18 protein-coding genes and 3 tRNA genes are annotated in these 23,788 nt (G+C 61.2%); 2 read left to right on the top strand and 19 right to left on the bottom strand.

The features are described 5' to 3' along the window. Positions 1-260 precede the first annotated feature (260 nt). From ACU680_RS17430 to leuC, 19 genes are all read right to left on the bottom strand, one after another. A tRNA-Asp gene (locus ACU680_RS17430) sits at positions 261-337 on the bottom strand. A 94-nt stretch (positions 338-431) separates the two neighbouring features. After that, a tRNA-Asp gene (locus ACU680_RS17425) sits at positions 432-508 on the bottom strand. Between the two features lie 56 nt (positions 509-564). Next, positions 565-640: transfer RNA gene (locus ACU680_RS17420), tRNA-Val, on the bottom strand. A 168-nt stretch (positions 641-808) separates the two neighbouring features. Then, positions 809-1,585, bottom strand: a complete 777-nt coding sequence (locus ACU680_RS17415) for an SDR family oxidoreductase (protein WP_448180079.1) — start codon at positions 1,583-1,585, stop codon at positions 809-811. Continuing rightward, a complete protein-coding gene (locus ACU680_RS17410; RefSeq protein ID WP_448180078.1) occupies positions 1,582-2,793 on the bottom strand; it encodes an O-succinylhomoserine sulfhydrylase in 1,212 nt (403 codons plus the stop codon). Before ACU680_RS17410 ends, ACU680_RS17415 begins: the two co-directional genes overlap by 4 nt. A gap of 73 nt (positions 2,794-2,866) precedes the next feature. Then, positions 2,867-4,372: an amidophosphoribosyltransferase gene (gene purF, locus ACU680_RS17405; protein ID WP_003226416.1), complete on the bottom strand. Its 1,506-nt coding sequence runs from the start codon at positions 4,370-4,372 to the stop codon at positions 2,867-2,869. Between the two features lie 41 nt (positions 4,373-4,413). After that, on the bottom strand, positions 4,414-4,974 hold the full coding sequence (locus ACU680_RS17400; protein ID WP_007961197.1) for a CvpA family protein: 561 nt from the start codon (positions 4,972-4,974) through the stop codon (positions 4,414-4,416). A gap of 98 nt (positions 4,975-5,072) precedes the next feature. Next, a complete protein-coding gene (locus ACU680_RS17395; RefSeq protein WP_367085143.1) occupies positions 5,073-5,726 on the bottom strand; it encodes an SPOR domain-containing protein in 654 nt (217 codons plus the stop codon). After that, entirely contained in the window at positions 5,710-7,017 is a 1,308-nt protein-coding gene (folC, locus tag ACU680_RS17390; RefSeq protein WP_448180077.1) for a bifunctional tetrahydrofolate synthase/dihydrofolate synthase, read from the bottom strand. The genes ACU680_RS17395 and folC overlap by 17 nt, the downstream gene beginning before the upstream one ends. After that, positions 7,014-7,934 (bottom strand): acetyl-CoA carboxylase, carboxyltransferase subunit beta, encoded by a 921-nt coding sequence (gene accD, locus ACU680_RS17385; RefSeq protein ID WP_041066058.1) that lies wholly within the window; start codon positions 7,932-7,934, stop codon positions 7,014-7,016. Before accD ends, folC begins: the two co-directional genes overlap by 4 nt. 200 nt (positions 7,935-8,134) lie before the next feature. Further along, on the bottom strand, positions 8,135-8,779 hold the full coding sequence (locus ACU680_RS17380; RefSeq protein WP_448180076.1) for a phosphoribosylanthranilate isomerase: 645 nt from the start codon (positions 8,777-8,779) through the stop codon (positions 8,135-8,137). Positions 8,780-8,844: 65 nt separating this feature from the next. Beyond that, the gene (gene truA, locus ACU680_RS17375) at positions 8,845-9,669 is read right to left on the bottom strand and encodes a tRNA pseudouridine(38-40) synthase TruA (protein WP_367086172.1); all 825 of its coding nucleotides are present in this window, start codon (positions 9,667-9,669) and stop codon (positions 8,845-8,847) included. A gap of 277 nt (positions 9,670-9,946) precedes the next feature. Further along, positions 9,947-12,583 carry a motility hub landmark protein FimV gene (locus ACU680_RS17370; protein WP_448180075.1) on the bottom strand — a complete coding sequence of 879 codons (2,637 nt, stop codon included), beginning with the start codon at positions 12,581-12,583 and terminating at the stop codon, positions 9,947-9,949. 209 nt (positions 12,584-12,792) lie between these two features. Beyond that, positions 12,793-13,803 (bottom strand): aspartate-semialdehyde dehydrogenase, encoded by a 1,011-nt coding sequence (locus tag ACU680_RS17365; RefSeq protein WP_448180074.1) that lies wholly within the window; start codon positions 13,801-13,803, stop codon positions 12,793-12,795. A 272-nt stretch (positions 13,804-14,075) separates the two neighbouring features. Then, positions 14,076-15,188, bottom strand: a complete 1,113-nt coding sequence (gene asd / locus ACU680_RS17360; RefSeq protein ID WP_003226428.1) for an aspartate-semialdehyde dehydrogenase — start codon at positions 15,186-15,188, stop codon at positions 14,076-14,078. A gap of 66 nt (positions 15,189-15,254) precedes the next feature. Then, a complete protein-coding gene (gene leuB / locus ACU680_RS17355; protein ID WP_198760118.1) occupies positions 15,255-16,337 on the bottom strand; it encodes a 3-isopropylmalate dehydrogenase in 1,083 nt (360 codons plus the stop codon). Between the two features lie 55 nt (positions 16,338-16,392). After that, positions 16,393-17,160 (bottom strand): class I SAM-dependent methyltransferase, encoded by a 768-nt coding sequence (locus tag ACU680_RS17350; RefSeq protein WP_448180073.1) that lies wholly within the window; start codon positions 17,158-17,160, stop codon positions 16,393-16,395. 145 nt (positions 17,161-17,305) lie between these two features. Continuing rightward, on the bottom strand, positions 17,306-17,950 hold the full coding sequence (gene leuD, locus ACU680_RS17345; protein ID WP_098964653.1) for a 3-isopropylmalate dehydratase small subunit: 645 nt from the start codon (positions 17,948-17,950) through the stop codon (positions 17,306-17,308). 10 nt (positions 17,951-17,960) lie between these two features. After that, a complete protein-coding gene (gene leuC / locus ACU680_RS17340) occupies positions 17,961-19,379 on the bottom strand; it encodes a 3-isopropylmalate dehydratase large subunit (RefSeq protein ID WP_041066037.1) in 1,419 nt (472 codons plus the stop codon). A 141-nt stretch (positions 19,380-19,520) separates the two neighbouring features. On the opposite strand from leuC, the gene ACU680_RS17335 reads away from it, so the two are divergent. Then, the gene (locus tag ACU680_RS17335; protein WP_007969232.1) at positions 19,521-20,411 is read left to right on the top strand and encodes a LysR family transcriptional regulator; all 891 of its coding nucleotides are present in this window, start codon (positions 19,521-19,523) and stop codon (positions 20,409-20,411) included. A 68-nt stretch (positions 20,412-20,479) separates the two neighbouring features. Continuing rightward, positions 20,480-23,758, top strand: coding sequence for a sensor domain-containing protein (locus ACU680_RS17330; RefSeq protein ID WP_448180072.1), 3,279 nt, complete (start codon positions 20,480-20,482; stop codon positions 23,756-23,758). Positions 23,759-23,788: the final 30 nt, after the last annotated feature.

Genomic DNA, 23,788 nt, shown 5'->3' with positions numbered 1-23,788 from the left:
GTTACCTACTCCATGTAGGAGCTGTCGAGTGAAACGAGGCTGCGATCTTTTGCTCCTGCTTCTACGATCAAAATCAAAAGATCGCAGCGTGCCGCAGCTCCTACAGGGATTTGTGCAGGGCTGGGTAAAGAAGGGAGAGAGGGTCAAATTTCAGACACAAAAAACCCCGGTCTTTCGACCAGGGTCTTTGCTATCGATTCCGAACCAACCAGCGGTTGCTTTCGGTGTTTCAAGGCGTTCAGTGGTCCTTGAAACAGATATGGCGCAGCGGACGGGACTCGAACCCGCGACCCCCGGCGTGACAGGCCGGTATTCTAACCGACTGAACTACCGCTGCGTATCGCTTTGAGCTTGCGCTCAAGTAACTCGTTTTGATTGAAAGCTTCGGTGCTTTGCAATCGCGAACCAGACATTGCCTGACTCGTAAAATATGGCGCAGCGGACGGGACTCGAACCCGCGACCCCCGGCGTGACAGGCCGGTATTCTAACCGACTGAACTACCGCTGCGCGTCGGTGCAGGCACTTTCAGCCTACGCTCTTGCTTTCGCAAGTCTCTCGGGGAGTGGTGGGTGATGACGGGATCGAACCGCCGACATTCTGCTTGTAAGGCAGACGCTCTCCCAGCTGAGCTAATCACCCGTTTGCATCTCCGAGGCCGCGAAATTTACGCAGGTAGCGAACCTAAGTCAATAGCAGGATTGAAGTTTTTCTGAAAAAGACAAAATTGCTTCATTCCCTGAAGAAAGCAACAACCCTGAAACCGCTATCGCGAGCAGGCTCACTCCTACAGGTTTGCGGCTTCGCTTCTTAGTCCGTGTAAATCATCTTCTTGGTCATGCCACCATCCACGACGAATTCCTGCCCGGTCACAAACCCGGCATTGCGCGACAGCAGCCACGCCACCATCGCCGCAACGTCTTCGACCGTCCCTACCCTGCCCGCCGGATGCTGCGCATGATCGGCATCGGCCAAAGGCTCGGCTCGACGCGCAGAAGGATCACGGGCATCGATCCAGCCAGGGCTGACCGCATTAACGCGAATCTCCGGCCCAAGGCTGATCGCCAACGCATGCGTAAGCGCCAACAACCCGCCCTTGCTCGCCGCATACGCCTCGGAATCGGCCTCCGATTGCCGAGCACGGGTCGAGGCCAGATTGACGATCGAACCGTTGTGCGCGCGCAGATACGGCGCACAGTGCTTGGCCAGCAGCATCGGCCCGCTGAGGTTCACCGCCAGCACCCGATTCCAGTACGCCAGATCGAGACTTTCCAGGGTGATGTTGTGTGGATCGGCCACCGCCGCGTTGCACACCAGCGCATCGAGGCGACCGAACTGCCCCAATACCTCGGCGACACCCAGCGCGACCTGGCCCTCATCCGCAACGTCCATGGCGATGAACCAGGCATTCTCGCCCAGCACCTTCGCCACTTTCGAACCGCGCACACGATCGAGATCAGTCAGCACCACTTGCCAGCCTTCGCTGATCAGCCAGGCAGCAATGCCCAGACCGATACCGCGCGCAGCACCGGTGACCAGCGCCACGCGGCCATGAGTGCCTGCGGTCGGCGTAGACAACTCGATCACAACGCCGCCAGACCGCGCGACAGATCGGCCTGCAGATCCGCCACGTCTTCCAGACCGACCGCGATGCGGATCAGGCTGTCACGAATCCCTGCCGCTTCACGCTCCTGCGGCGCCAGACGACCATGCGAAGTGGTGCTCGGATGGGTGATGGTGGTTTTGCTGTCACCGAGATTGGCGGTAATCGAAATCAAGCGAGTGGCATCGATAAAGCGCCACGCGCCCTCTTTGCCGCCCCTGACCTCGAAACTCACCACCGCACCGAAGCCCTTCTGCTGACGCTGGGCCAGGTCGTGCTGCGGATGGCTCTTGAGACCGGCGTAATGGACTTTCTCGATACCGTCCTGCTGCTCCAGCCATTCGGCCAATTGCTGGGCATTGGCGCAGTGCGCCTTCATCCGCAGGTTCAGGGTTTCCAGGCCTTTGAGGAAGATCCACGCGTTGAACGGGCTCAGGGTCGGCCCGGCGGTGCGCAGGAAGCCGACGATTTCTTTCATCTGTTCGCTACGACCGGCCACCACACCGCCCATGCAGCGGCCCTGGCCGTCGATGAACTTGGTTGCCGAGTGCACAACAATGTCCGCACCGAGTTTCAGCGGTTGCTGCAACGCAGGCGTGCAGAAGCAGTTGTCGACCACCAGCATCGCGCCTTTGGCGTGAGCGATTTCCGCCAGTGCGGTGATATCCACCAGCTCGGCCAGCGGATTGGACGGCGACTCGACGAACAGCAATTTGGTGTTCGGCTTGATCGCCGCATCCCACGCCGAGAGATCGGCCAGCGGCACGTAGTCGACTTGCACGCCGAAACGCTTGAAATACTTCTCGAACAGGCTGATGGTCGAGCCGAACACACTGCGCGACACCAGCACGTGATCGCCGGCGCTGCACAGGCTCATCACCACCGCCATGATCGCGGCCATGCCCGTGGCGGTGGCGACCGCTTGCTCGGCACCCTCCAGCGCAGCGATGCGCTCTTCGAACGCGCGCACGGTCGGGTTGGTGTAGCGCGAGTACACGTTGCCCGGCACTTCGCCGGCAAAGCGCACAGCCGCGTCGGCAGCGGTGCGGAACACATAGCTGGAGGTGAAGAACATCGGATCACCGTGCTCGCCTTCCGGCGTACGGTGCTGACCGGCACGTACGGCCAGGGTATCGAACGCTACGCCTTCGAGGTCGCTGTCCAGCCGACCGGCATCCCATTCCTGACTCATGCTGTCACTCCTTGCCCTGTTCTTGAAAATTAAAAGTCAGATACAAAACCGGCCCCTCAGGGCCGGTAGAAACTCAGTTGTTGTACAGATCGATGATCGCACTGACCGCCTGGGTCTTGACCTTGGAGGCATCGTTGCGTGCCTGCTCGATCTTGTCCAGGTAGGCCTCGTCGACGTCGCCGGTGACGTACTTGCCGTCGAACACCGCGCAATCGAAGTTTTCGATCTTGATCTTGCCGCCACCGACCGCTTCGATCAAGTCAGGCAGGTCCTGATAGATCAGCCAGTCTGCGCCGATCAGATCCGCCACGTCCTGAGTCGAACGATTGTGCGCGATCAGTTCGTGAGCGCTCGGCATGTCGATGCCGTAAACGTTCGGAAAGCGTACGGCCGGGGCCGCCGAGCAGAAGTAGACGTTTTTCGCGCCGGCCTCACGGGCCATCTGGATGATCTGCTTGCAGGTGGTGCCGCGCACGATCGAGTCGTCGACCAGCATCACGTTCTTGCCGCGGAATTCCAGTTCGATGGCGTTGAGCTTCTGGCGAACCGACTTCTTGCGCGCCGCCTGACCCGGCATGATGAAGGTCCGGCCGATATAACGGTTCTTGACGAAGCCTTCGCGGAATTTCACGCCCAGGTGGTTCGCCAGCTCCAGCGCGGCGGTGCGGCTGGTGTCCGGAATCGGGATGACCACGTCGATGTCGTGTTCCGGACGCTCGCGCAGGATCTTCTCGGCGAGTTTTTCGCCCATGCGCAGACGCGCCTTGTACACCGACACGCCGTCGATGATCGAATCCGGACGCGCCAGGTAGACGTGTTCGAAAATGCACGGGGTCAGCGACGGGTTGGTTGCGCACTGACGGGTGTGCAGCTTGCCGTCTTCGGTGATGTAGACCGCTTCGCCCGGCGCCAGATCGCGGATCAGGGTGAAACCGAGCACGTCCAGCGAGACGCTTTCGGAAGCGATCATGTACTCGACGCCTTCGTCGGTGTGACGCTGGCCGAACACGATCGGACGGATGCCGTGCGGGTCACGGAAACCGACGATGCCGTAACCGGTGATCATCGCCACCACCGCATAACCGCCGACGCAACGGTTGTGCACGTCGGTTACGGCAGCAAACACGTCTTCTTCGGTCGGTTGCAGCTTGCCGCGCTGGGCCAGCTCGTGGGCGAACACGTTGAGCAGCACTTCCGAGTCGGAACTGGTGTTGACGTGACGCAGGTCGGATTCGTAGATTTCCTTGGCCAACTGTTCAACGTTGGTCAGGTTGCCGTTGTGCGCCAGGGTGATGCCGTAAGGCGAGTTGACGTAGAACGGCTGTGCTTCGGCCGAGGTCGAGCTGCCGGCGGTCGGGTAACGGACGTGGCCGATCCCCATGTGGCCGACCAGGCGCTGCATGTGACGCTGCTGAAACACGTCACGCACCAGGCCATTGTCCTTGCGCAGGAACAACCGGCCATCATGGCTGGTCACGATACCGGCAGCGTCCTGGCCGCGGTGCTGGAGCACGGTTAGCGCGTCATACAGCGCCTGATTGACGTTCGACTTACCGACGATACCGACGATGCCACACATGCGACGCAACCCCTACTTTATGGATCTGAACTGAACAACACTCACTGAGGCGTTTTGGCCGACGGCAAGAGTTGCTCCTTGAACGGAATATCAGCGGGTACGCTGATTCCGCTGGCAAGCCACTGACTGCTCCACCCGAGAATCAGGTTTTTGGACCAGTCGGCGACCAATAGAAACTTTGGCACGAGCTGTGATTCTTTCCACCACCCGTCCTGCTGTACCGGCCCCAGGCTCAACAGCCCGACTGCCACGACCACCAGCAACACGCCACGCGCTGCGCCGAAGGCCATGCCCAGGAATCGGTCGGTGCCGGATAATCCGGTCACGCGCACCAACTCGCCGATAAGATAATTGATCATTGCGCCCACGATCAGTGTGGCGACAAACATGATGGCACAGCCCGCGATCACGCGAGCCGATGGAGTTTCGATGTATCCGGCGAGGTACTCGGACAATGAGCCACCGAACATCCAGGCAACCGCTCCTGCGATGATCCAGGTCACCAGCGATAATGCTTCCTTGACGAAGCCGCGGCTCAAACTGATCAAAGCGGAGATGGCGATGATTGCAACGATCGCCCAGTCAACCAGGGTAAATGGCACAGTGCAGCCTACAGACGGATAAGGCGGCGCATTTTAGCAGAGCGCACCGCTGTCGGTAAGCTGCGATTTTCAGTGCATTTCAATCGAATCGATAGATCCTAGCCGCGCTCGGGCTGGAAGCGCACGACAAAACCCTTGAGGTTCTGCTGGCGACTCAACAGATCACGCAGACGATCGGCCTCGGCACGCTCGATCAGCGGGCCGACGAACACCCGGTTCTTGCCGTCGGCAGAACGGATATAAGCGTTATAGCCTTGGCTGCGCAGGGTTTTCTGCAGGCTTTCAGCGCTGGCGCGACTCGACAGACTGGCCAGCTGCACCGACCAGCTGACCGACAGACCGTTGGCGTCGACACGGCTTTGCGTGGTGTCAGGCTTGGTCGGAGCCGCAGCGATCGGCTGAGCCGGTGCCGTTGTCGGCTTGGCCGCTGGCGCCGGCGCCGGAGCAACCGGTTTGGCGACAGGAGCAGGCGCTGGAGCCGGTGCAATCGGCATCGCCGGCGCCGATTGCTCGGCCACTTCGTCATCACTTGGCACCGGCTCTTGCGGCAGCGTTTGCGGTTCAGGCACAGCCACCGGCTCAAGCTGCACTTGCGGCACAGCAGGCGCCTGCGGCGCGGCGGGCGCCTCGACCGTCACTTGACGTTGCTCGTCTTGGCGGGAAAACAGCATCGGCAGGAAAATCACCGCCAGTGCCACCAGCACCAGGGCGCCAACCATGCGCTGCTTGTACGCTTTATCCAGCAAAGCCATTTGCCGCTTCCTCCGTGGAGCGCCGGGCCAACCATTCAAGGGCCTCGGCGACACAATAAAATGATCCGAACAACAGAATCTCGTCGTCGCTGGTGGCCGCTGCGCACTGCCCTTCCAGCGCCGCCGCGACACTCTCATAGGACGTGACGGACGCGCCAAGGTTCTGCAATGCCGCGTGTAATTCACTGACCGGACGCGCGCGCGGCGAATCCAGCGGCGCTACCGCCCAGTGCTGGACACTAGCATTCAATTCGCCGACAACACCATCCAGATCCTTGTCCGCCAACAGGCCGAACACCGCCAGACGCTTGCCCACCGGCGGCCGACTGGCCAGACGCCGCGCCAGATACTGCGCTGCGTGCGGGTTATGCCCCACGTCCAGCAGCAGGTTCAGGCGCTTGCCATTGAACTCGAACGAACGGCGATCCAGACGCCCGACCATGCGAGTGGCCTGCAAGGCAGCAACAATTTGTGACCGATTCCACGGCAAACCAAGCAGCAGATACGCCTGCAATGCCAGCGCCGCGTTTTCCATCGGCAGGTCGAGCAGTGGCAAATCATGCAACTCGACAGGCTGACCTTGCGCGTCAGTGCCGCGCCATTGCCAGTGGTGATCGGTGATTCCCAGATCGAAGTCGCGCCCACGCAGAGACAACGGGCACGCCAGTTCACGGGCCTTGTCGAGCAACGGTTGCGGAGGATTCAGATCGCCGCACAAGGCGGGCTTGCCCTGACGGAAAATCCCGGCCTTCTCGAAAGCCACGGACTCGCGGGTATTGCCCAGGTATTCGGCGTGATCGACGCCAATGCTGGTGACCAGCGCGATATCGGCGTCCACCACATTGACCGTATCCAGACGCCCCCCCAGCCCGACTTCCAGCACCACAGCGTCAAGTTTTGCCTGTTGAAACAGCCATAACGCCGCCAGGGTGCCCATTTCGAAGTAAGTCAGGGAAGTGTCGCCGCGCCCGGCCTCCACCGCAGCGAAGGCTTCGCACAGTTGCGCATCAGTGGCTTCGACGCCATTGAGCTGCACCCGCTCGTTGTAACGCAGCAGGTGCGGAGAATTGTAGACACCCACGTTCAGGCCCTGCGCCCGCAGCAATGAAGCCACGAATGCGCAGGTCGAACCCTTGCCGTTGGTGCCGGTGACCGTAATCACCCGAGGCGCCGGCTGGCCCAGTCCCATGCGGGACGCTACCTGTTGCGAACGCTCCAGCCCCATGTCGATGGCCGATGGATGCAACTGTTCAAGGTAGGCGAGCCACTCGCCAAGGGTACGCTCGGTCATACGTTGGCAGGCACCGGTGGAACGACGATTGGCTCGACAGGAGCGGCGACGTAGGTCGGTGTCGGCTGGCCGGTCAGTTGCGCCAGCAGGTTGCCCAGGCGTGGACGCAGTTCACGACGATCGATGATCAGATCGATCGCGCCATGCTCCAGCAGGAACTCGCTGCGCTGGAAGCCTTCCGGCAGTTTTTCACGCACGGTCTGCTCGATCACGCGTGGACCGGCGAAGCCGATCAGCGCCTTTGGCTCACCGACGATCACGTCGCCGAGCATTGCCAGACTGGCGGAAACGCCGCCGTAGACCGGATCGGTCAGCACCGAGATGAACGGAATGCCCTCTTCACGCAGTCGCGCCAGCACAGCCGATGTCTTGGCCATCTGCATCAGCGAGATCAGCGCTTCCTGCATGCGCGCACCGCCGGAAGCGGCGAAGCAGATCATCGGGCAACGGTTTTCCAGGGCATAGTTGGCGGCGCGCACGAAGCGCTCACCGACGATGGCGCCCATGGAACCGCCCATGAAGTTGAATTCGAACGCCGACACCACCACCGGCATACCCAGCAGGGTGCCACTGACCGAGATCAGTGCGTCTTTTTCGCCGGTCTGCTTCTGCGCAGCGACCAGACGGTCCTTGTACTTCTTGCCGTCGCGGAATTTCAGACGGTCAACCGGCTCCAGATCGGCACCCAGTTCGTTGCGACCTTCGGCGTCCAGGAAGATATCGATGCGTGCCCGTGCGCCGATGCGCATGTGGTGGTTGCACTTGGGGCAAACGTCCAGGGTCTTTTCCAGCTCAGGGCGATACAGCACAGCCTCGCAGGACGGGCATTTGTGCCACAGACCTTCAGGCACCGAGCTCTTCTTGACCTCCGAACGCATGATCGAAGGGATCAGTTTGTCTACTAACCAGTTGCTCATGCTTTCTTTCTCCAGTACCGGCGGCCCGAACGCTCTGGTTCGCAGCCCCGCGTATGCCCTTCAGCTAAATTCATGTGTGTGGCGATGGTCGGTGGAACGCCGCGGTCAGCGCGAAACATGACCTGCGTGCAACTCCAGAAACCCTCAGCCTCGCCTGCTTTGTGCAAGTGCATTGATGGACGGCGGCAGTTCGCCAGCCGTCACATCGAAGTAGACGCTCCCTGCGAGCTGCTACGTACGGCATTGATGAACGCGCGGATCTTCGCATGATCCTTGATGCCCTTGCTTGCCTCTACCCCACCACTGACATCGACGGCGTACGGTTTGACCCGGGCCACGGCGTCGGCGACGTTTTCCGGGGTGAGGCCACCGGCCAGGATCAGCGGCTTGCTCAACGTTTGCGGAATCAAAGACCAGTCGAACGCCTCGCCGGTTCCGCCCGGCACGCCTTCGACGTAAGTGTCGAGCAGCACGCCACTGGCACTCGGATAGGCATCGACGGCGGCGGCGATGTCGTCGCCAGCCTTGACCCGCAACGCCTTGATGTACGGGCGGTGCCAGCCTTCGCAGTCTTCAGCGGTTTCGTCGCCATGGAACTGCAGCAGATCCAGCGGCACGGCATCGAGGATTTCCCCCAACTCGCAGCGGCTGCCGTTGACGAACAGGCCAACGGTGGTCACGAACGGCGGCAAGGCGCGGATAATCGCCCTCGCCTGCTGCACGCTCACTGCCCGTGGGCTCTTGGCGTAAAAAACGAAACCGATCGCATCGGCCCCGGCTTCGACCGCTGCCAACGCATCTTCTAAGCGGGTGATCCCGCAAATCTTGCTGCGAACGGCCGACATGTCGATAAAAACCTCAGGGTAAACACCGGGAAAGTCCCGGATGGTAACAAATGCGTTCGAGGGCGTCAGCCGTCAAGTTCCGAGAAACCCGTAAGGAAATGTGGCCCGATAAAACGCTCGGGCAACGGAAACTCGTCGTGATACTCGACCTGCACCAGATACAACCCGTACGGATGCGCTGTTACGCCACCGGAGCGGCGCTCGCGGCTTTCCAGCACTTCCTTCATCCACTCCACCGGGCGCTCGCCGGCACCGATGGTCATCAGCACGCCGGCGATGTTGCGCACCATGTGGTGCAAGAAGGCGTTGGCGCGGATATCGAGAACGATCATCTTGCCGTGACGGGTCACGCGCAGGTGGTGCATTTTCTTGATCGGCGACTTGGCCTGGCACTGCCCTGCACGGAACGCACTGAAATCGTGAGTGCCGATCAGATACTGCGCGGCCTCGGCCATGCGTTCGACATCGAGCGGGCGGTGGTTCCAGGTGATTTCTTCGTTGAGATGCGCCGGACGAATCTGATCGTTGTAGATCACATAGCGATAACGCCGGGCGATGGCTTTGAACCGCGCATGAAAATGCGCCGGCATCACCCGCGCCCAACTGACACTGATGTCGTGGGGCAGATTGATGTTGGCGCCCATCACCCAGGCTTTCAGCGAGCGATCGACCTGCGTGTCGAAATGCACCACCTGCCCGCAGGCATGCACCCCGGCATCGGTACGACCGGCGCATTGCAGGGAGACCGGCGAATTGGCGACTTTCGACAAGGCTTTTTCAAGCTCTTCCTGCACGGTTGCGACACCCGTCAACTGACGCTGCCAGCCGCTGTAGCGCGAGCCTTTGTACTCGACGCCCAGTGCCACGCGGTAAAAGCCTTCAGGCGCCATTTCGGCGACCGGGTTATCTATGTTTGCCAAGGTGGGACAGCCTGCTGAGGTACAAAGGCGGGCATTATAAGGCTGTGAGTCGGGGATGCCAGTCAGTTCTGTGTTGACCGATCCGGCCCCATCGCTGGCAAGCCAGCTCCCACAGTTTCTGCAGCGCATGCAATACCTGTGGGAGCTGGCTTGCCAGCGATGGCGATAGCATTGCCGCTACAAAATCCAGCCCAAACAAAAACGGCAGCCTCGATGGGCTGCCGTTCTGTTTACTGCTGACGCCGAATCAAGCCAGATGCGAAAGCATTTCCTTGGCTTCGCCCCGCTGCTTCTCGTCACCCTCGGTCAATACTTCGTTGAGGATGTCGCGTGCGCCGTCGCTGTCGCCCATATCGATGTAGGCCTGGGCCAGATCGAGTTTGGTCGCAGCTTCGTCGGTGCCGGCGAGGAAATCGAAGTCGTCCTCACCCAGATCATCACCCAAGGCCGCATCGGCTTCGGTGAAGGTCGGCTCGGCGATGCTCTGCGACAGACGATCCAGTTCGGCGTTGACGTCATTCAGTTCCGCTGCGAATGCGTCCGGCTCGGCTGCCGGGTTGCTGTCCATTTCGTCGGCCAGGGACAGATCGAAATCCGCCGGCAGCTCCAGATCGTCCTGTGGCGCTTCGTTCACCACTGCAGGCTCGACCGGCGACAGGTCTTTCACGCCCTCGTCCAGGTCCAGCAGGAAATCATCATCCGCCAGATCCGCCCCCGGGGCTGGCGCAGGCTCGGCACCCAGGTCCAGATCGAGGTCGAAGTCCGACAGGTCGTCGAGATTGTCTTTGATCTCGGTCTGCTGTTGCAGCACCGATTCGAAGCTCAGATCGTCGTCGGCCGGGAATTCGTCCAGCTCCACTGGCGCTTCAGGTGCGACGACAGGGGCAGGCTCAACCGGAGTAATGTTGTCGAGATCGTCCAGGCTCAGGTCGAACGCGCTGTCCAGGTCGTCTGCCGCAGGCTCAGGTGCAGGCGCCTCGGGCTCGTCGAGCAGCAGCTCCTTGACGTATTGCGCATCGAGTTCGGCGGCGGCGGCCGCTGCGGCCAGGCCCGCGACAGCGACGACCGCCATGGCCGGGAAGCGTTTTTTCAGCTCTTCGACCTTGGCGAAATTATCGCCGTTGGCCACCAGCTGACGCTCCTGACCCACGAATGCATCGCGGTCACCCTGCTGACCGTAGACTTCCATCAGTTTCAGACGCAGATCACTGCGTTGTGGCTCAAGGCTGACGCCCTCTTCCAGCAACGCTGCGGCCTGATTCAGGCGGCCGGCGTTGATGTGCGACTGCGCCTTGTCCAGCACGTCATCGGAACGCTCGGCAGACGGCGCGACCAATGGCGCGGCAATCGGCTCAGCCATCACTACCGGAGCCACGACCGCAGCAGGCGCTGGCGCAGGTGCCGGGGTGTTGAGCTTGACGCTGGCAGCAGGGGTTTCCAGACCTTCGAAGCTGCTCTCCGGCAGGTCCTGCTCGGCAGAGAACGCTTGCTCTTCCGCCAGGGCTCGGGCCATGCGCAGGTGTTTCTCGGCTTCCTGCTGGGCTTTGCGGCGACGGGCCAGCAGCAACAGCAGAAGCAGCAGCACCACCGCACCGCCACCGATCAGACCCAACAGGATCGGATTGGTCAGCAGTTCATTGAAGGTTTTGTCTTCGTCCACAACCGGCTTAGGCGCGACGACAGGCGTCTCGGCAGGCGTGTCGACCGGTGGCGCAATCGCCGATTCTGGTGTTGGCGCTGCTTCTGCCGGAGTGGCGGGCGGAGTTGCGGCCAGTTCGGCAGTGATCGCCGGTACGGCAGCGGTGGCGGCTGGCGCAGCGCCCGGGCCTTCGGCCTGCATCTTCGCCAGTTGATTGTTCTTCAGTTCGATCAGGCGTTGCAGCTTGTCCAGCTGACTTTGCAGATCGGCCATGCGGCTTTTCAGTTCCTCGTTGTCACGACGGGTCGTGTCGAGGCTTTCCTGAGTGACCGCCAGCTTGTTGCTCAAGGCCTTGGCATCGCCGGCCGGGCCTTTGCCACGACCCTTGGCGTTTTCGGCAGAGACCAGACTCAGGTTGTCCTTGGCGTTCTGCCCGGCGCCGACATTGCTGCTGCCACGCTTGGTCGCATCGAGCTGCTGCTGACCAGTGCCAGGCTTGGCCACATAACGACGGCCCTGACGCCAGGCTTCGTTCTGCGCCGCAACTTCGGCAATGGCTTTGGACTGTGGCAGCGCAGTGCTTTCCACCGAGTCTGGCAGACGCAGCACCTGACCGGTTTTCAGCCGGTTGATGTTGCCGTCGATGAACGCATCCGGGTTGAGTGCCTGAATCGCCAGCATGGTCTGCTGTACGGAGCCGCCGGTGCGCGCTTTCGCGGCGATTTCCCACAGGGTATCGCGCGGCGTGGTGGTGTATTGATTCGGGTGTGTGGCGCCGGTGGTCGGTGCGGTGATGGTCTGCGACGGCGCCGGTTGTGCGGCGGCATCAGCGGTCTGCGGCGAGAACTTCGACGGATCCAGCAGCACGCTGTAATCGCGCAGCAGACGGCCGTTGGGCCACATCACCTGCACGAGGAATTTCACCATCGGTTCCGACAGCGGCTTGCTCGACGTCACGCGCAGCACGCTTTTGCCGTTGGCGCTGAGCACCGGAGTGAACGTCAGGTCGTTGAGGAAGGCCTGGCGATCGACGCCGGCCTTGGCGAAATCTTCGGGTGAAGCCAGGCTCGGCACCACTTCGGCAGCGGTGAGATCCTTGACGTCGAGCAACTCGATCTCGGCCACCAGCGGCTGGTTCAGGGTCGACTTCAGGGTCAGCTCCCCGAGCCCGAGGGCATGCGCCATACCGGAGGACAGCGCCGAGGCGGCCGCTATTGCTAACACCAGTTTGCGAACTTGAACCATAGCCTCATCCTTTGTTTGAACGTTCCTCGGCCAGCGAGAAGATGTTGATTGCCGCTGCCGTAAGGCATTGCGCGCGACGACGACAGGCTGCCGCGCGCGATCATTTCTTTGATGCCCCGGAAAGTCCCGGAGGGTGACACGTTATCGAGTGCTCCGGGCAAGCATAGCGCTCACCTAGAATCAGTCGACAAATTGTTGCCAAGTATCTTTTACAGCAGGTCTTTTATCAACAATTCAGCGACCTGCACAGCATTGAGGGCTGCGCCTTTGCGTACGTTATCTGACGTCAGCCACAGATTAAGTTCCGCCATGTCGTCAACGCCGTTGCGCACCCGACCGACATAGACAACGTCCTGCCCCACCGCGTCACCCACCGCCGTCGGATAATCGCCGGCTTCGACCAGCTCGATGCCCGGTGCGTCTTCAAGGGCCGCGTTGACTTTTGCCAGGTCAACCGCGCTCGCTGACTGCAAGGTCACGCTATAGCTATCGCCAAAAAACACCGGGGCTTGAACGCAAGTGGCGGAAATCTTTAATAAAGGCTGCTTCAGCACCTGACGCAACTCGCGCACCAGGCGTTTTTCCAGCAACGTGTGGCCTTGAGCGTCGGGCGTGCCGACCTGAGCCAGCAGGTTGAAGGCCATCTGCCGGTCGAAGAAAGTCGGCTCCAGCGGACGCATGTTCAGCAGCTCGGCAGTCTGCCGGGCCAGCTCGGTCACGGCTTCGCGACCTTGCGCGGACACGGCCAGATTGGCGGTGACGTTGACGTATTGCAGCTCGAGCAAATCGAGCAACGGTGCCAGCACCACCGCCAGCGTCGTCGCCGACGGGCTCGGGCTGCTGACCTGGAACGGCGTTTTCAGACCGGTGATCACCTCAGCGTTGGCTTCCGGCACCACTTGCGGCGCCTGCTCGGCCGGCAATGCGCCGGACAGGTCGATCAGCGAGCAACCGGCCGCGTGGGCACGTGCCGCGTAACTCAGGGAAACGGCAGCGCCAGCGGCGAAGAACACCAATTTGACCTTGCTGAAATCGAACTCGTCGACTTCACGCACGCGCACGTTCTTGTTGCGAAACAGCACCGAACTGCCGGCGGATTCGCTGCTGGCCAGGAGGTGCAGGTTGCCGACCGGGAAGTCGCGTTCTTCGAGAATCTGTACGAGGGTTTCGCCGACAGTACCGGTGGCGCCGACGACGGCAATATCAAGGGTCTGGGTCATGATTCTACCTCTGGCGAAACGGGGGGAGCGGCACTTTACCGGGTGACTGGCATGCAGGCAATTTCTGTCGGAATTTGTAGCGCCTGTACCGGCCTCATCGCTGGCAAGCCAGCTCCCACAGTGGTCGGTGTGGGACACAGATGTTTGTACACACCTGAAACCTGTGGGAGCTGGCTTGCCAGCGATGAGGCCAGACCAGACACCGGGAAACCTCAGGCATAAAAAAACCCGCACCTCTCACAAGGCGCGGGTTCTTTCATTGCATCAAGCGATCAACGCTCCAGCAAAATCCGCAGCATACGGCGCAGCGGTTCGGCCGCGCCCCATAGCAGCTGGTCGCCGACGGTGAAGGCACCGACGAATTGCGACCCCATGTTCAGCTTGCGCAGACGACCCACCGGTACGTTCAGGGTGCCGGTGACCTTGGTCGGGCTCAGCTCCTGCATGCTGATGTCGCGGTTATTCGGCACCAGTTTGACCCAAGGGTTGTGCTGGCTGATCAGCCCTTCGATATCGGCGATCGGCACGTCTTTGTTCAGCTTGATGGTCAGCGCCTGGCTGTGGCACCGCATGGCGCCGATGCGCACGCAGATCCCGTCGACCGGGATCGGGCTCTTGAAGCGGCCGAGGATCTTGTTGGTCTCGGCCTGGGCCTTCCACTCTTCACGGCTCTGGCCGTTCGGCAGTTCCTTGTCGATCCACGGGATCAGGCTGCCGGCCAGCGGTACGCCGAAGTTCTCGGTCGGGTACGCGTCGCTGCGCATGGCTTCGGCCACGCGACGGTCGATGTCGAGGATCGCGCTGGCAGGGTCGGCCAGTTGATCGGCGACAGCGGCGTGGGTCGCGCCCATCTGCTTGATCAGTTCACGCATGTTCTGCGCGCCGGCACCGGAGGCCGCCTGATAAGTCATGGCGCTCATCCACTCGACCAGACCGGCTTCGAACAGACCGCCCAGACCCATCAGCATCAGGCTGACGGTGCAGTTGCCGCCGATGTAGTTCTTGGTGCCCGCGTCCAGCTGCTGGTCGATGACCTTGCGATTGACCGGATCGAGAATGATCACGGCGTCATCGTTCATGCGCAGGCTGGAAGCCGCGTCGATCCAGTAACCCTGCCAGCCGGCCTCGCGCAGCTTCGGGAACACTTCGCTGGTGTAGTCGCCGCCCTGGCAGGTCAGGATCACGTCGAGGGTTTTCAGCTCTTCAATGCTGTAAGCGTCCTTGAGCGGAGCAATGTCCTTACCCACGGACGGGCCTTGGCCACCGACATTGGAAGTGGTGAAAAACACCGGCTCGATAAGATCGAAATCCTGCTCTTCCAGCATCCGCTGCATGAGCACGGAACCGACCATGCCGCGCCAACCGATCAGACCTACACGTTTCATCGCAACTACACCTTCTTGAAAAGTGGGCCGCTGCTTTGTCTTGAATTTCGCAGCGGGCCCGAGAGATTACAGATTCCGCAGCGCGGCGACTACTGCGTCACCCATTTCCTGCGTTCCGACTTTAGTGCAACCGGCCGAATAGATGTCACCGGTACGCAAGCCTTGATCCAGCACCACGCTGACGGCTTTCTCGATGGCATCGGCCGCATCGTGCAGATTGAAGCTGTAACGCAGCATCATCGACACCGACAGAATGGTCGCCAACGGGTTGGCAATGCCCTTGCCCGCGATGTCCGGCGCCGAACCGTGGCAAGGCTCGTACATGCCCTTGTTGTTCGAATCCAGCGAGGCCGACGGCAGCATGCCGATGGAGCCGGTGAGCATCGACGCTTCGTCGGAGAGGATGTCGCCGAACATGTTGTCGGTGACGATCACGTCGAACTGCTTCGGTGCGCGCACCAGTTGCATGGCGGCGTTGTCGACGTACATGTGGCTCAGTTCGACTTCAGGGTAATCCTTGGCAACCTGCTCGACCACTTCACGCCACAGTTGGCTGGACGCCAGCACGTTGGCCTTGTCCACCGAGCACAGCTTCTTGCCGCGAACCATGGCCATATCGAAACCGACGCGGGCAATGCGGCGGATTTCACTCTCGCTGTATGGCAGGGTGTCGTAGGACTGACGCTCGCCGTTGTCCAGAGTACGGGTGCCGCGTGGCGCGCCGAAGTAGATGCCGCCGGTCAGCTCACGAACGATCAGGATGTCCAGACCGGCAACGATTTCCGGCTTCAGGCTTGAAGCGTCGGCCAGTTGCGGGTAGAGGATCGCCGGACGCAGGTTGCCGAACAGGCCCAGTTGCGCACGGATTTTCAGCAGACCGCGCTCAGGGCGGATGTCACGCTCGATGGCGTCCCATTTCGGGCCACCCACGGCGCCCAACAGGACTGCGTCGGCAGCACGGGCACGCTCGAGGGTTTCGTCGGCCAGCGGCACGCCGTGCTTGTCGATGGCGGCGCCACCGATCACGTCATGGCTCAGCTCGAAGCCCAGGCTGTACTTGTCGTTGGCCAGCTCCAGCACCTTGACCGCTTCGGCCATGATTTCCGGACCAATACCGTCACCTGGGAGAATCAGAATCTGCTTGCTCATGCTTTCCTCGTGTCTTCAATCGGTACGCTTATAACGGGCGCGCCGGGAAAAATTCTTATCGTTCGGCCATCAGCACAATCACATCTGTACTGAACGAGCCATCGGCATCAATCTCAAAATATTCGCGCACTTCGTTGCCCATCGACTGCTGCAACTGGCGGATCGCCGCACGCATCACCTCGGGCGTGCGCATGCGCTCGACCCAACTGCTGTATTCCAGACGCAGGCGCTGACGGCTGGTGCTGCGGGTATGCAGCCCGGCCTCGCTGACCTGACGCAGCCACTCGCCGGCGGAATAGTCACGCACGTGGCTGGTGTCGCGCAGCACTTCAACGCTTTGCAGGTAAGTGTCGAACAACGGACTGCCCGGTGACAACACGTCGATGAACGCCGCCACACCGCCCGGTTTCAGCACCCGGCGCACTTCGCGCAGGGCCACGCCCAGATCGCTCCAGTGGTGCGCCGAATAACGGCTGAACACGAAGTCGAATTCGCCATCGGCAAACGGCAGACGCTCGGCGGCGCCGTTGACCGTGGAGATGTTGGCAAACCCACGATCCACAGCCGCAGCAGCGACCACGTCGAGCATTTGCTGCGACAGGTCGTAGGCCACCACTTCCTTGACCAGCGGCGCCACATGAAAACTCACATGACCGGCGCCACAACCCAGATCCAGCACCCGGGCGTCGCCCTGCCCGGCCAGTTCAGCCTGTAGCAGCGCGAATTCGGTGCCTTGCGCGTGAACGGCGCTGCTCAGGTAGGCGGCAGCCTGTTCACCGAATTGCTTTTGTACAACCTGGGTGTGCTGGGCGGTGCTGGTCATGGGGACTTCCTTTTGATCTTGGGATGCCTGCTCCGGCCTCATCGCTGGCAAGCCAGCTCCCACAGGTTTTGTGAACACCGCAAATACCTGTGGGAGCTGGCTTGCCAGCGATGGGGCCAGCTCTGACTACATCAGCTTCGAATCATTACGCATCGCGAAACAACCACGGCTGACTCACACGATGCTTGGCCTCGAACGCCGCAATCGCATCACCGTCCTGCAAGGTCAGGCCGATGTCGTCCAGACCATTGAGCAGGCAATGCTTGCGGAACGCGTCGATCTCGAAGCGGTACACCTTGCCGTTCGGGCTGGTCACGGTCTGCTCGTGCAGATCGATCTGCAATTGATAGCCCGGCTCGGCCTCGACCTGCTTGAACAATTCATCGACCTCAGCATCGCTCAGGATGATCGGCAGCAAGCCGTTCTTGAAGCTGTTGTTGAAGAAGATGTCGGCGTAGCTCGGCGCGATGATGCTGCGGAAACCGTATTCTTCCAGCGCCCATGGCGCGTGTTCACGGCTGGAGCCGCAACCGAAGTTCTCGCGGGCCAGCAATACGCTGGCGCCTTGATAACGCTCGGCGTTGAGCACGAAGTCCTTGTTCAACGGGCGCTTGGAGTTGTCCTGATACGGCTGGCCGACATCCAGGTAACGCCACTCATCGAACAGGTTCGGGCCGAAACCGGTGCGCTTGATCGATTTCAAGAACTGCTTCGGGATGATCTGGTCGGTGTCGACGTTGGCACGATCCAGAGGCGCGACAAGACCAGTGTGCTGGGTAAAAGCTTTCATGCTGCGCTCCTTAGATCAATTCACGAACATCGATGAAACGACCGTTCACCGCCGCCGCAGCGGCCATGGCCGGGCTCACGAGGTGGGTACGACCACCGGCGCCCTGACGGCCTTCGAAGTTACGGTTGGAGGTCGAGGCGCAATGCTCGCCGGACTCCAAACGGTCCGGGTTCATCGCCAGGCACATCGAGCAACCCGGCTCACGCCATTCGAAACCGGCTTCGAGGAAGATCTTGTCCAGACCTTCGGCCTCCGCCTGCGCCTTCACCAGACCCGAACCCGGCACCACGATGGCCTGCTTGATCGTCGAAGCGACCTTGCGGCCCTTGGCGATCACGGCCGCAGCGCGCAAGTCTTCGATGCGCGAGTTGGTGCAGGAGCCGATGAACACACGATCGAGTTGAATGTCGGTGATCGCCTGATTGGCGCTCAAACCCATGTATTTCAAGGCGCGGACGATCGAGTCGCGCTTGACCAGATCCATCTCTTTGGCCGGATCCGGCACGTTCTGATCAACGGCCAGGACCATTTCAGGCGAAGTGCCCCAGCTGACTTGCGGCTTGATCTGCGCGGCGTCGAGCTCGACTACGGTGTCGAACTTGGCATCCGCATCGGAGACTAGGTCTTTCCAGGCTTCAACCGCCTGATCCCACTGCGCGCCTTTCGGGGCGAACGGACGGCCCTTGACGTACTCGACGGTCTTTTCATCCGCTGCCACCAGACCCACGCGGGCGCCGGCCTCGATGGACATGTTGCAGATGGTCATGCGGCCTTCGACAGACAGATCGCGAATCGCGCTGCCGGCGAATTCGATGGCATGGCCGTTACCGCCAGCGGTGCCGATCTTGCCGATCACCGCGAGGACGATGTCCTTGGCGGTCACGCCGAATGGCAACTGGCCTTCGACGCGTACCAGCATGTTCTTCATTTTCTTCGCGACCAGGCACTGGGTGGCGAGCACGTGCTCGACCTCGGAAGTGCCGATCCCGTGCGCCAAGGCACCGAAAGCGCCGTGGGTCGAGGTGTGCGAGTCGCCGCAGACCACGGTCATGCCCGGCAAGGTTGCGCCCTGCTCCGGGCTGATCACGTGGACGATGCCCTGACGGATGTCGTTCATCTTGAACTCGACAATGCCGTATTCATCACAGTTGTCATCGAGGGTCTGAACCTGCAAACGCGAGACCTGGTCGGCAATGGCTGCGATGCCGCCCTTGCGCTCCGGCGTGGTCGGTACGTTGTGGTCCGGGGTCGCGATGTTGGCATCGATGCGCCACGGCTTGCGCCCGGCCAGACGCAGGCCTTCGAAGGCTTGCGGCGAGGTCACTTCGTGGATGATGTGACGATCGATGTAGATCAGCGCAGAGCCATCGTCGCGCTGTTTGACCAAATGCGAATCCCAGAGCTTGTCGTAGAGCGTTTTGCCGGCCATCAGACGGTTCCTCATCAGCTTGTTTCTATGCCCTGGGCTTATCAATAACCCTTTGGCTTGTGAGGCCGATCCTATGGGGTTAGATTAAATAACTCAAATTCATATTTTTTATGCTTTGGATAACCAACTGGAATACGATTTATGGATCTGGCCAACCTCAACGCTTTTATCGCGATTGCCGAGACCGGCAGCTTCTCCGGCGCCGGAGAACGCCTGCACCTGACGCAACCGGCGATCAGCAAACGCATCGCCGGACTCGAGCAACAATTGAAGGTGCGGCTGTTCGATCGACTAGGCCGCGAGGTCGGTCTGACCGAGGCTGGCCGCGCCCTGCTGCCCCGGGCCTACCAGATTCTCAACGTGCTGGACGACACCCGCCGCGCCCTGACCAACCTGACCGGTGAAGTCAGCGGCCGGCTGACCCTGGCCACCAGTCACCACATCGGCCTGCACCGTTTGCCGCCGCTGTTAAGGGAGTTCACCCGCCGCTACCCACAGGTGGCGCTGGATATTCAGTTCCTCGATTCGGAAGTGGCCTACGAGGAAATTCTCCATGGGCGTGCGGAACTGGCAGTCATCACCCTGGCGCCAGAGCCACACACGCTGGTCAAAGCCACGCCGGTGTGGGACGACCCGCTGGATTTCGTGGTGGCGCCGGAGCATTCGCTGATCAGCAATGGCGCCGTGAGTCTGGCGGACATTGCCGGCCATCCGGCGGTTTTTCCCGGAGGCAACACCTTTACTCATCATATTGTCCAACGTTTGTTCGAAGCCCAAGGGCTGACGCCGAACATCGCCATGAGCACCAACTACCTGGAAACCATCAAGATGATGGTCTCCATTGGTCTGGCCTGGAGTGTTCTGCCACGCACCATGCTCGATGAACAGGTCGCGCGCATACCTTTGCCGGGCATACAGCTCAGTCGCCAGCTAGGCTATATCGTGCACACCGAACGGACGCTGTCGAATGCGGCAAGGGCTTTCATGGCCTTGCTGGATGCGCAAATCGATCTGCCAGGGACTCCAGGCTAACTTGTGCTACTCCTATAGAGCCGCTGTCCCTGTGCCTAACGCCACCATCAGCTCAAGGCCCGTTAACAATGCCGAAATCTGTTGACCGAATTCCGCCGATGCCGCGTATTCAGGCCATTGATCCGCGACGTTCCGAGCAGAGCTGGGAGAGTGCGCCGCAATTACTCGCCGCACTCAACGGCGCCCGGCTCGGCGCCTGGTATTGGGACATCGAGCGCGGGCAGATCAGTTGGTCGCGGGGCACCCAGGCGCTGTTTGGCTTCGATCCTCGGCAACCGCTGCCCCAGGATCTGGAATATCTCGACCTGCTGCCGCCCGAGGACCGGGCGAAAACCGTGCGCGCCTTCCACGCGGTGATTGCCGGCGCGCCGCTGGAACAGGCGATGCACCACCGCATCCGCTGGCCCGACGGCAGCCTGCACTGGCTGGAAATCAGCGGCAGCCTGCTGCCGGACAAACACGGGCGCCCCCGAATGATCGGGGTGATTCGCGAAATCACCCACCAGCGTCAACGCGAACAGGCCCTCAGCAGCTCCGAGAAACGTTTCGCCACACTCTTTCATCTGTGCCCGAACATGGTGTTGCTGACCCGACAGGAGGACGGCCTGATCAGCGAGGCCAACCAGTATTTCGAAAGCCTGTTCGGCTGGCCGGTACAGAGCGCCATTGGCCGCACCACACTGGAACTGGGCCTGTGGGTACACCCCGAGCAACGCGCAGAGCTGGTGAAAAAGACCAAGGCCAAAGGCGAATTGGTCAGCATGGAAGTGCAGTTTCGCGCCAGCAACGGGCAGATTCATGACGGTATCCTCAGCGCGCAGAAGGTCGAACTCGAAGGCCAGCCGTATCTGCTCAGCACCTTTCTCGACACCACCGAACGCAAAGTCGCCGAACACGCCTTGAAAGACAGCCAGGAACGCCTTGATCTGGCGCTGGACTCGGCGCAACTCGGCACCTGGGACTGGCACATCCCCAGCGGCATGCTCTACGGCTCGGCGCGGGCTGCGCAATTGCACGGGCTGGAACCGATCCCGTTTCACGAGTCATTCGAGGAATTCTTCGAAGGCGTGCCCGGCGAGGAGCGCGACAGCATGCGCGATGCCTATCGCAGCCTGCGCGAAGGCCCGGCCGGCAACTATCAACTGACCTATCGCGTGCAATTGGCGGATGGCAGCTCACGTTATCTGGAAAGCCGCGCCCGCCTCTATCGCGACGAAAACGGCGCGCCGCTGCGCATGGCCGGGACTTTGCTGGACATCACCGATCAGGTCGAGCGCGAGCAACGCCTGGTCGCCTCCGAAGAGAAATTCGCCACGCTGTTCCAGGTCAGCCCCGACCCGATCTGCGTTACCCGCCAGGACAGCGGCGAGTTCATCGAAATCAACAACAGCTTCACCCAGACCTTCGGCTGGAGCGCCGCCGACGTGATCGGACGCACCGCCGAAGACATCGGCCTGTGGGACGCCTCGGCGAAGAGTCTGCAACGCATCGAGCGGGTGATCCGCGAACAGGGCCTGAGCAATGTCGCGATCATCGTCCAGCACAAGGACGGCCAGTCGCTGACGTGCGTGATTTCCAGCCGACAGATCAGCGTCGGCAATCAGCCGTGCATCGTCACCACCCTGCGCGACATCACCCAACAACAGCGCTCCGAAGCCGCACTCAAGGCCAGCGAAGAGAAATTCGCCAAAGCATTTCACTCCAGCCCCGATGCGATCACCATCACCGAACGTGACACTGGGCGCTATCTGGAGGTCAACGACGGTTTCTGCCGCCTCACCGGCTATCGCGCCGAAGAAGTGGTGGGCAAGACCGTGTACCAGATCGGCATATGGGCCGAGGAAAAACAACGCTCGGCGCTGCTCGCCGAACTGCAGATCAAGGGCCGCGTGCACCATCAGGAAATGCTCGGGCGCAACAAGCGCGGTGAACTGCTGACGGTGGAAGTGTCGATCGAACCGATCACCCTCAACGAAACCGCGTGCCTGCTGCTGACCGCCCGGGATGTCAGCCTGCTGAAAAACGCCGAAGCGCAGATCCGCCATCTGGCCTATCACGATCCGCTGACCAACCTGCCCAACCGCGCCTTGCTGATGGATCGCCTGAGCCAGCAGATCGCCCTGCTCAAGCGCCACAACCTGCGCGGTGCGCTGCTGTTCCTCGACCTTGACCACTTCAAGCACATCAACGACTCGCTGGGCCACCCGGTCGGCGACACGGTGCTGAAAATCATCACCGCACGGCTCGAAGCCAGCGTGCGCATGGAGGACACGGTGGCGCGCCTGGGTGGCGATGAGTTCGTGGTGCTGCTCAGTGGCCTCGAAGGCACGCGCAACGAGGTCAGCGCACAAGTGCGGGAACTGGCCGACACCATTCGCGAGCTGCTGTCGGAGCCGATGTTCCTCGACGGCCAGCGCCTGCAAGTGACACCGAGCATCGGCGTGGCACTGATTCCCGATCACGGCTCGACCCCGACCGACCTGCTCAAGCGCGCCGACATTGCGCTGTATCGGGCCAAGGATTCCGGGCGCAACACCACGCAGATGTACCACAACACCATGCAGAAGGCGGCCAGCGAACGGCTGCGCATGGAGACCGATCTGCGTCTGGCGCTATCGCGTGGTGAATTCAACGTGCATTACCAGCCGCAGGTCGATGCGCAGGACAACCGCATCATCGGCGCCGAAGCGCTGGTGCGCTGGAATCACCCGGAACTCGGCGCGCAATCGCCCACAGAATTCATCAAGGTGCTGGAGGACAGCGGGCTGATTCTGGAAGTCGGCACCTGGATCCTCGACGAGGCCTGCGAGGCGTTCAAACAATTGATCGCGCTGAAACTGGTCGATCCGCTCAACTTCAGCCTGTGCGTGAACATCAGCCCACGGCAGTTCCGCCAGAACGATTTCGTCGAACGCATCGAACACAGCATGAGCAGCCACGGCCTGCCCTGCTCGCTGCTGAAACTGGAGATCACCGAAGGCATCGTGATCCAGAATCTGGATGACACCATCATCAAGATGCGCCGCCTGAAAAAACTCGGCGTGAGCTTCGCCATGGACGACTTCGGCACCGGCTATTCATCACTGACCTACCTCAAGCGCCTGCCGGTCGACACCCTGAAAATCGACCAGTCGTTCATCCGCGACGCAACCACCGACCCCAACGACGCCGAGATCATCCGCGCCATCGTCGCCATGGCCCGCAGCCTGGAACTGGAGGTGATTGCCGAAGGCGTGGAGACGCCGGAGCAACTGGCGTTCCTGCAGGGGCTGGGCTGCCATTTGTATCAGGGCTATCTGCACAGTCGGCCAGTGGCACTGGATGAGTTGAAAAAAATGCTCGAATGACGGGCACAAAAAAAGGGCGCCAGTGGCGCC

Source organism: Pseudomonas sp. LF020 (genome assembly GCF_053456425.1).
Note: the sequence above shows the minus strand (reverse complement) of the source record. Positions and strands in the feature narration are given on the sequence as shown.

What these genes read in the sequence shown, in the direction of transcription:
- ACU680_RS17350 (WP_448180073.1), bottom strand. Translation starts at nt 17,160, where the DNA reads ATGACCAGCACCGCCCAGCACACCCAGGTTGTACAAAAGCAATTCGGT.
- ACU680_RS17395 (WP_367085143.1), bottom strand. Translation starts at nt 5,726, where the DNA reads ATGGCTTTGCTGGATAAAGCGTACAAGCAGCGCATGGTTGGCGCCCTG.
- folC (WP_448180077.1), bottom strand. Translation starts at nt 7,017, where the DNA reads ATGACCGAGCGTACCCTTGGCGAGTGGCTCGCCTACCTTGAACAGTTG.
- truA (WP_367086172.1), bottom strand. Translation starts at nt 9,669, where the DNA reads ATGGCGCCTGAAGGCTTTTACCGCGTGGCACTGGGCGTCGAGTACAAA.
- leuD (WP_098964653.1), bottom strand. Translation starts at nt 17,950, where the DNA reads ATGAAAGCTTTTACCCAGCACACTGGTCTTGTCGCGCCTCTGGATCGT.
- ACU680_RS17330 (WP_448180072.1), top strand. Translation starts at nt 20,480, where the DNA reads ATGCCGAAATCTGTTGACCGAATTCCGCCGATGCCGCGTATTCAGGCC.
- accD (WP_041066058.1), bottom strand. Translation starts at nt 7,934, where the DNA reads ATGAGCAACTGGTTAGTAGACAAACTGATCCCTTCGATCATGCGTTCG.
- ACU680_RS17410 (WP_448180078.1), bottom strand. Translation starts at nt 2,793, where the DNA reads ATGAGTCAGGAATGGGATGCCGGTCGGCTGGACAGCGACCTCGAAGGC.
- ACU680_RS17370 (WP_448180075.1), bottom strand. Translation starts at nt 12,583, where the DNA reads ATGGTTCAAGTTCGCAAACTGGTGTTAGCAATAGCGGCCGCCTCGGCG.
- ACU680_RS17380 (WP_448180076.1), bottom strand. Translation starts at nt 8,779, where the DNA reads ATGTCGGCCGTTCGCAGCAAGATTTGCGGGATCACCCGCTTAGAAGAT.
- leuB (WP_198760118.1), bottom strand. Translation starts at nt 16,337, where the DNA reads ATGAGCAAGCAGATTCTGATTCTCCCAGGTGACGGTATTGGTCCGGAA.
- ACU680_RS17335 (WP_007969232.1), top strand. Translation starts at nt 19,521, where the DNA reads ATGGATCTGGCCAACCTCAACGCTTTTATCGCGATTGCCGAGACCGGC.
- ACU680_RS17365 (WP_448180074.1), bottom strand. Translation starts at nt 13,803, where the DNA reads ATGACCCAGACCCTTGATATTGCCGTCGTCGGCGCCACCGGTACTGTC.
- purF (WP_003226416.1), bottom strand. Translation starts at nt 4,372, where the DNA reads ATGTGTGGCATCGTCGGTATCGTCGGTAAGTCGAACGTCAATCAGGCG.
- leuC (WP_041066037.1), bottom strand. Translation starts at nt 19,379, where the DNA reads ATGGCCGGCAAAACGCTCTACGACAAGCTCTGGGATTCGCATTTGGTC.
- asd (WP_003226428.1), bottom strand. Translation starts at nt 15,188, where the DNA reads ATGAAACGTGTAGGTCTGATCGGTTGGCGCGGCATGGTCGGTTCCGTG.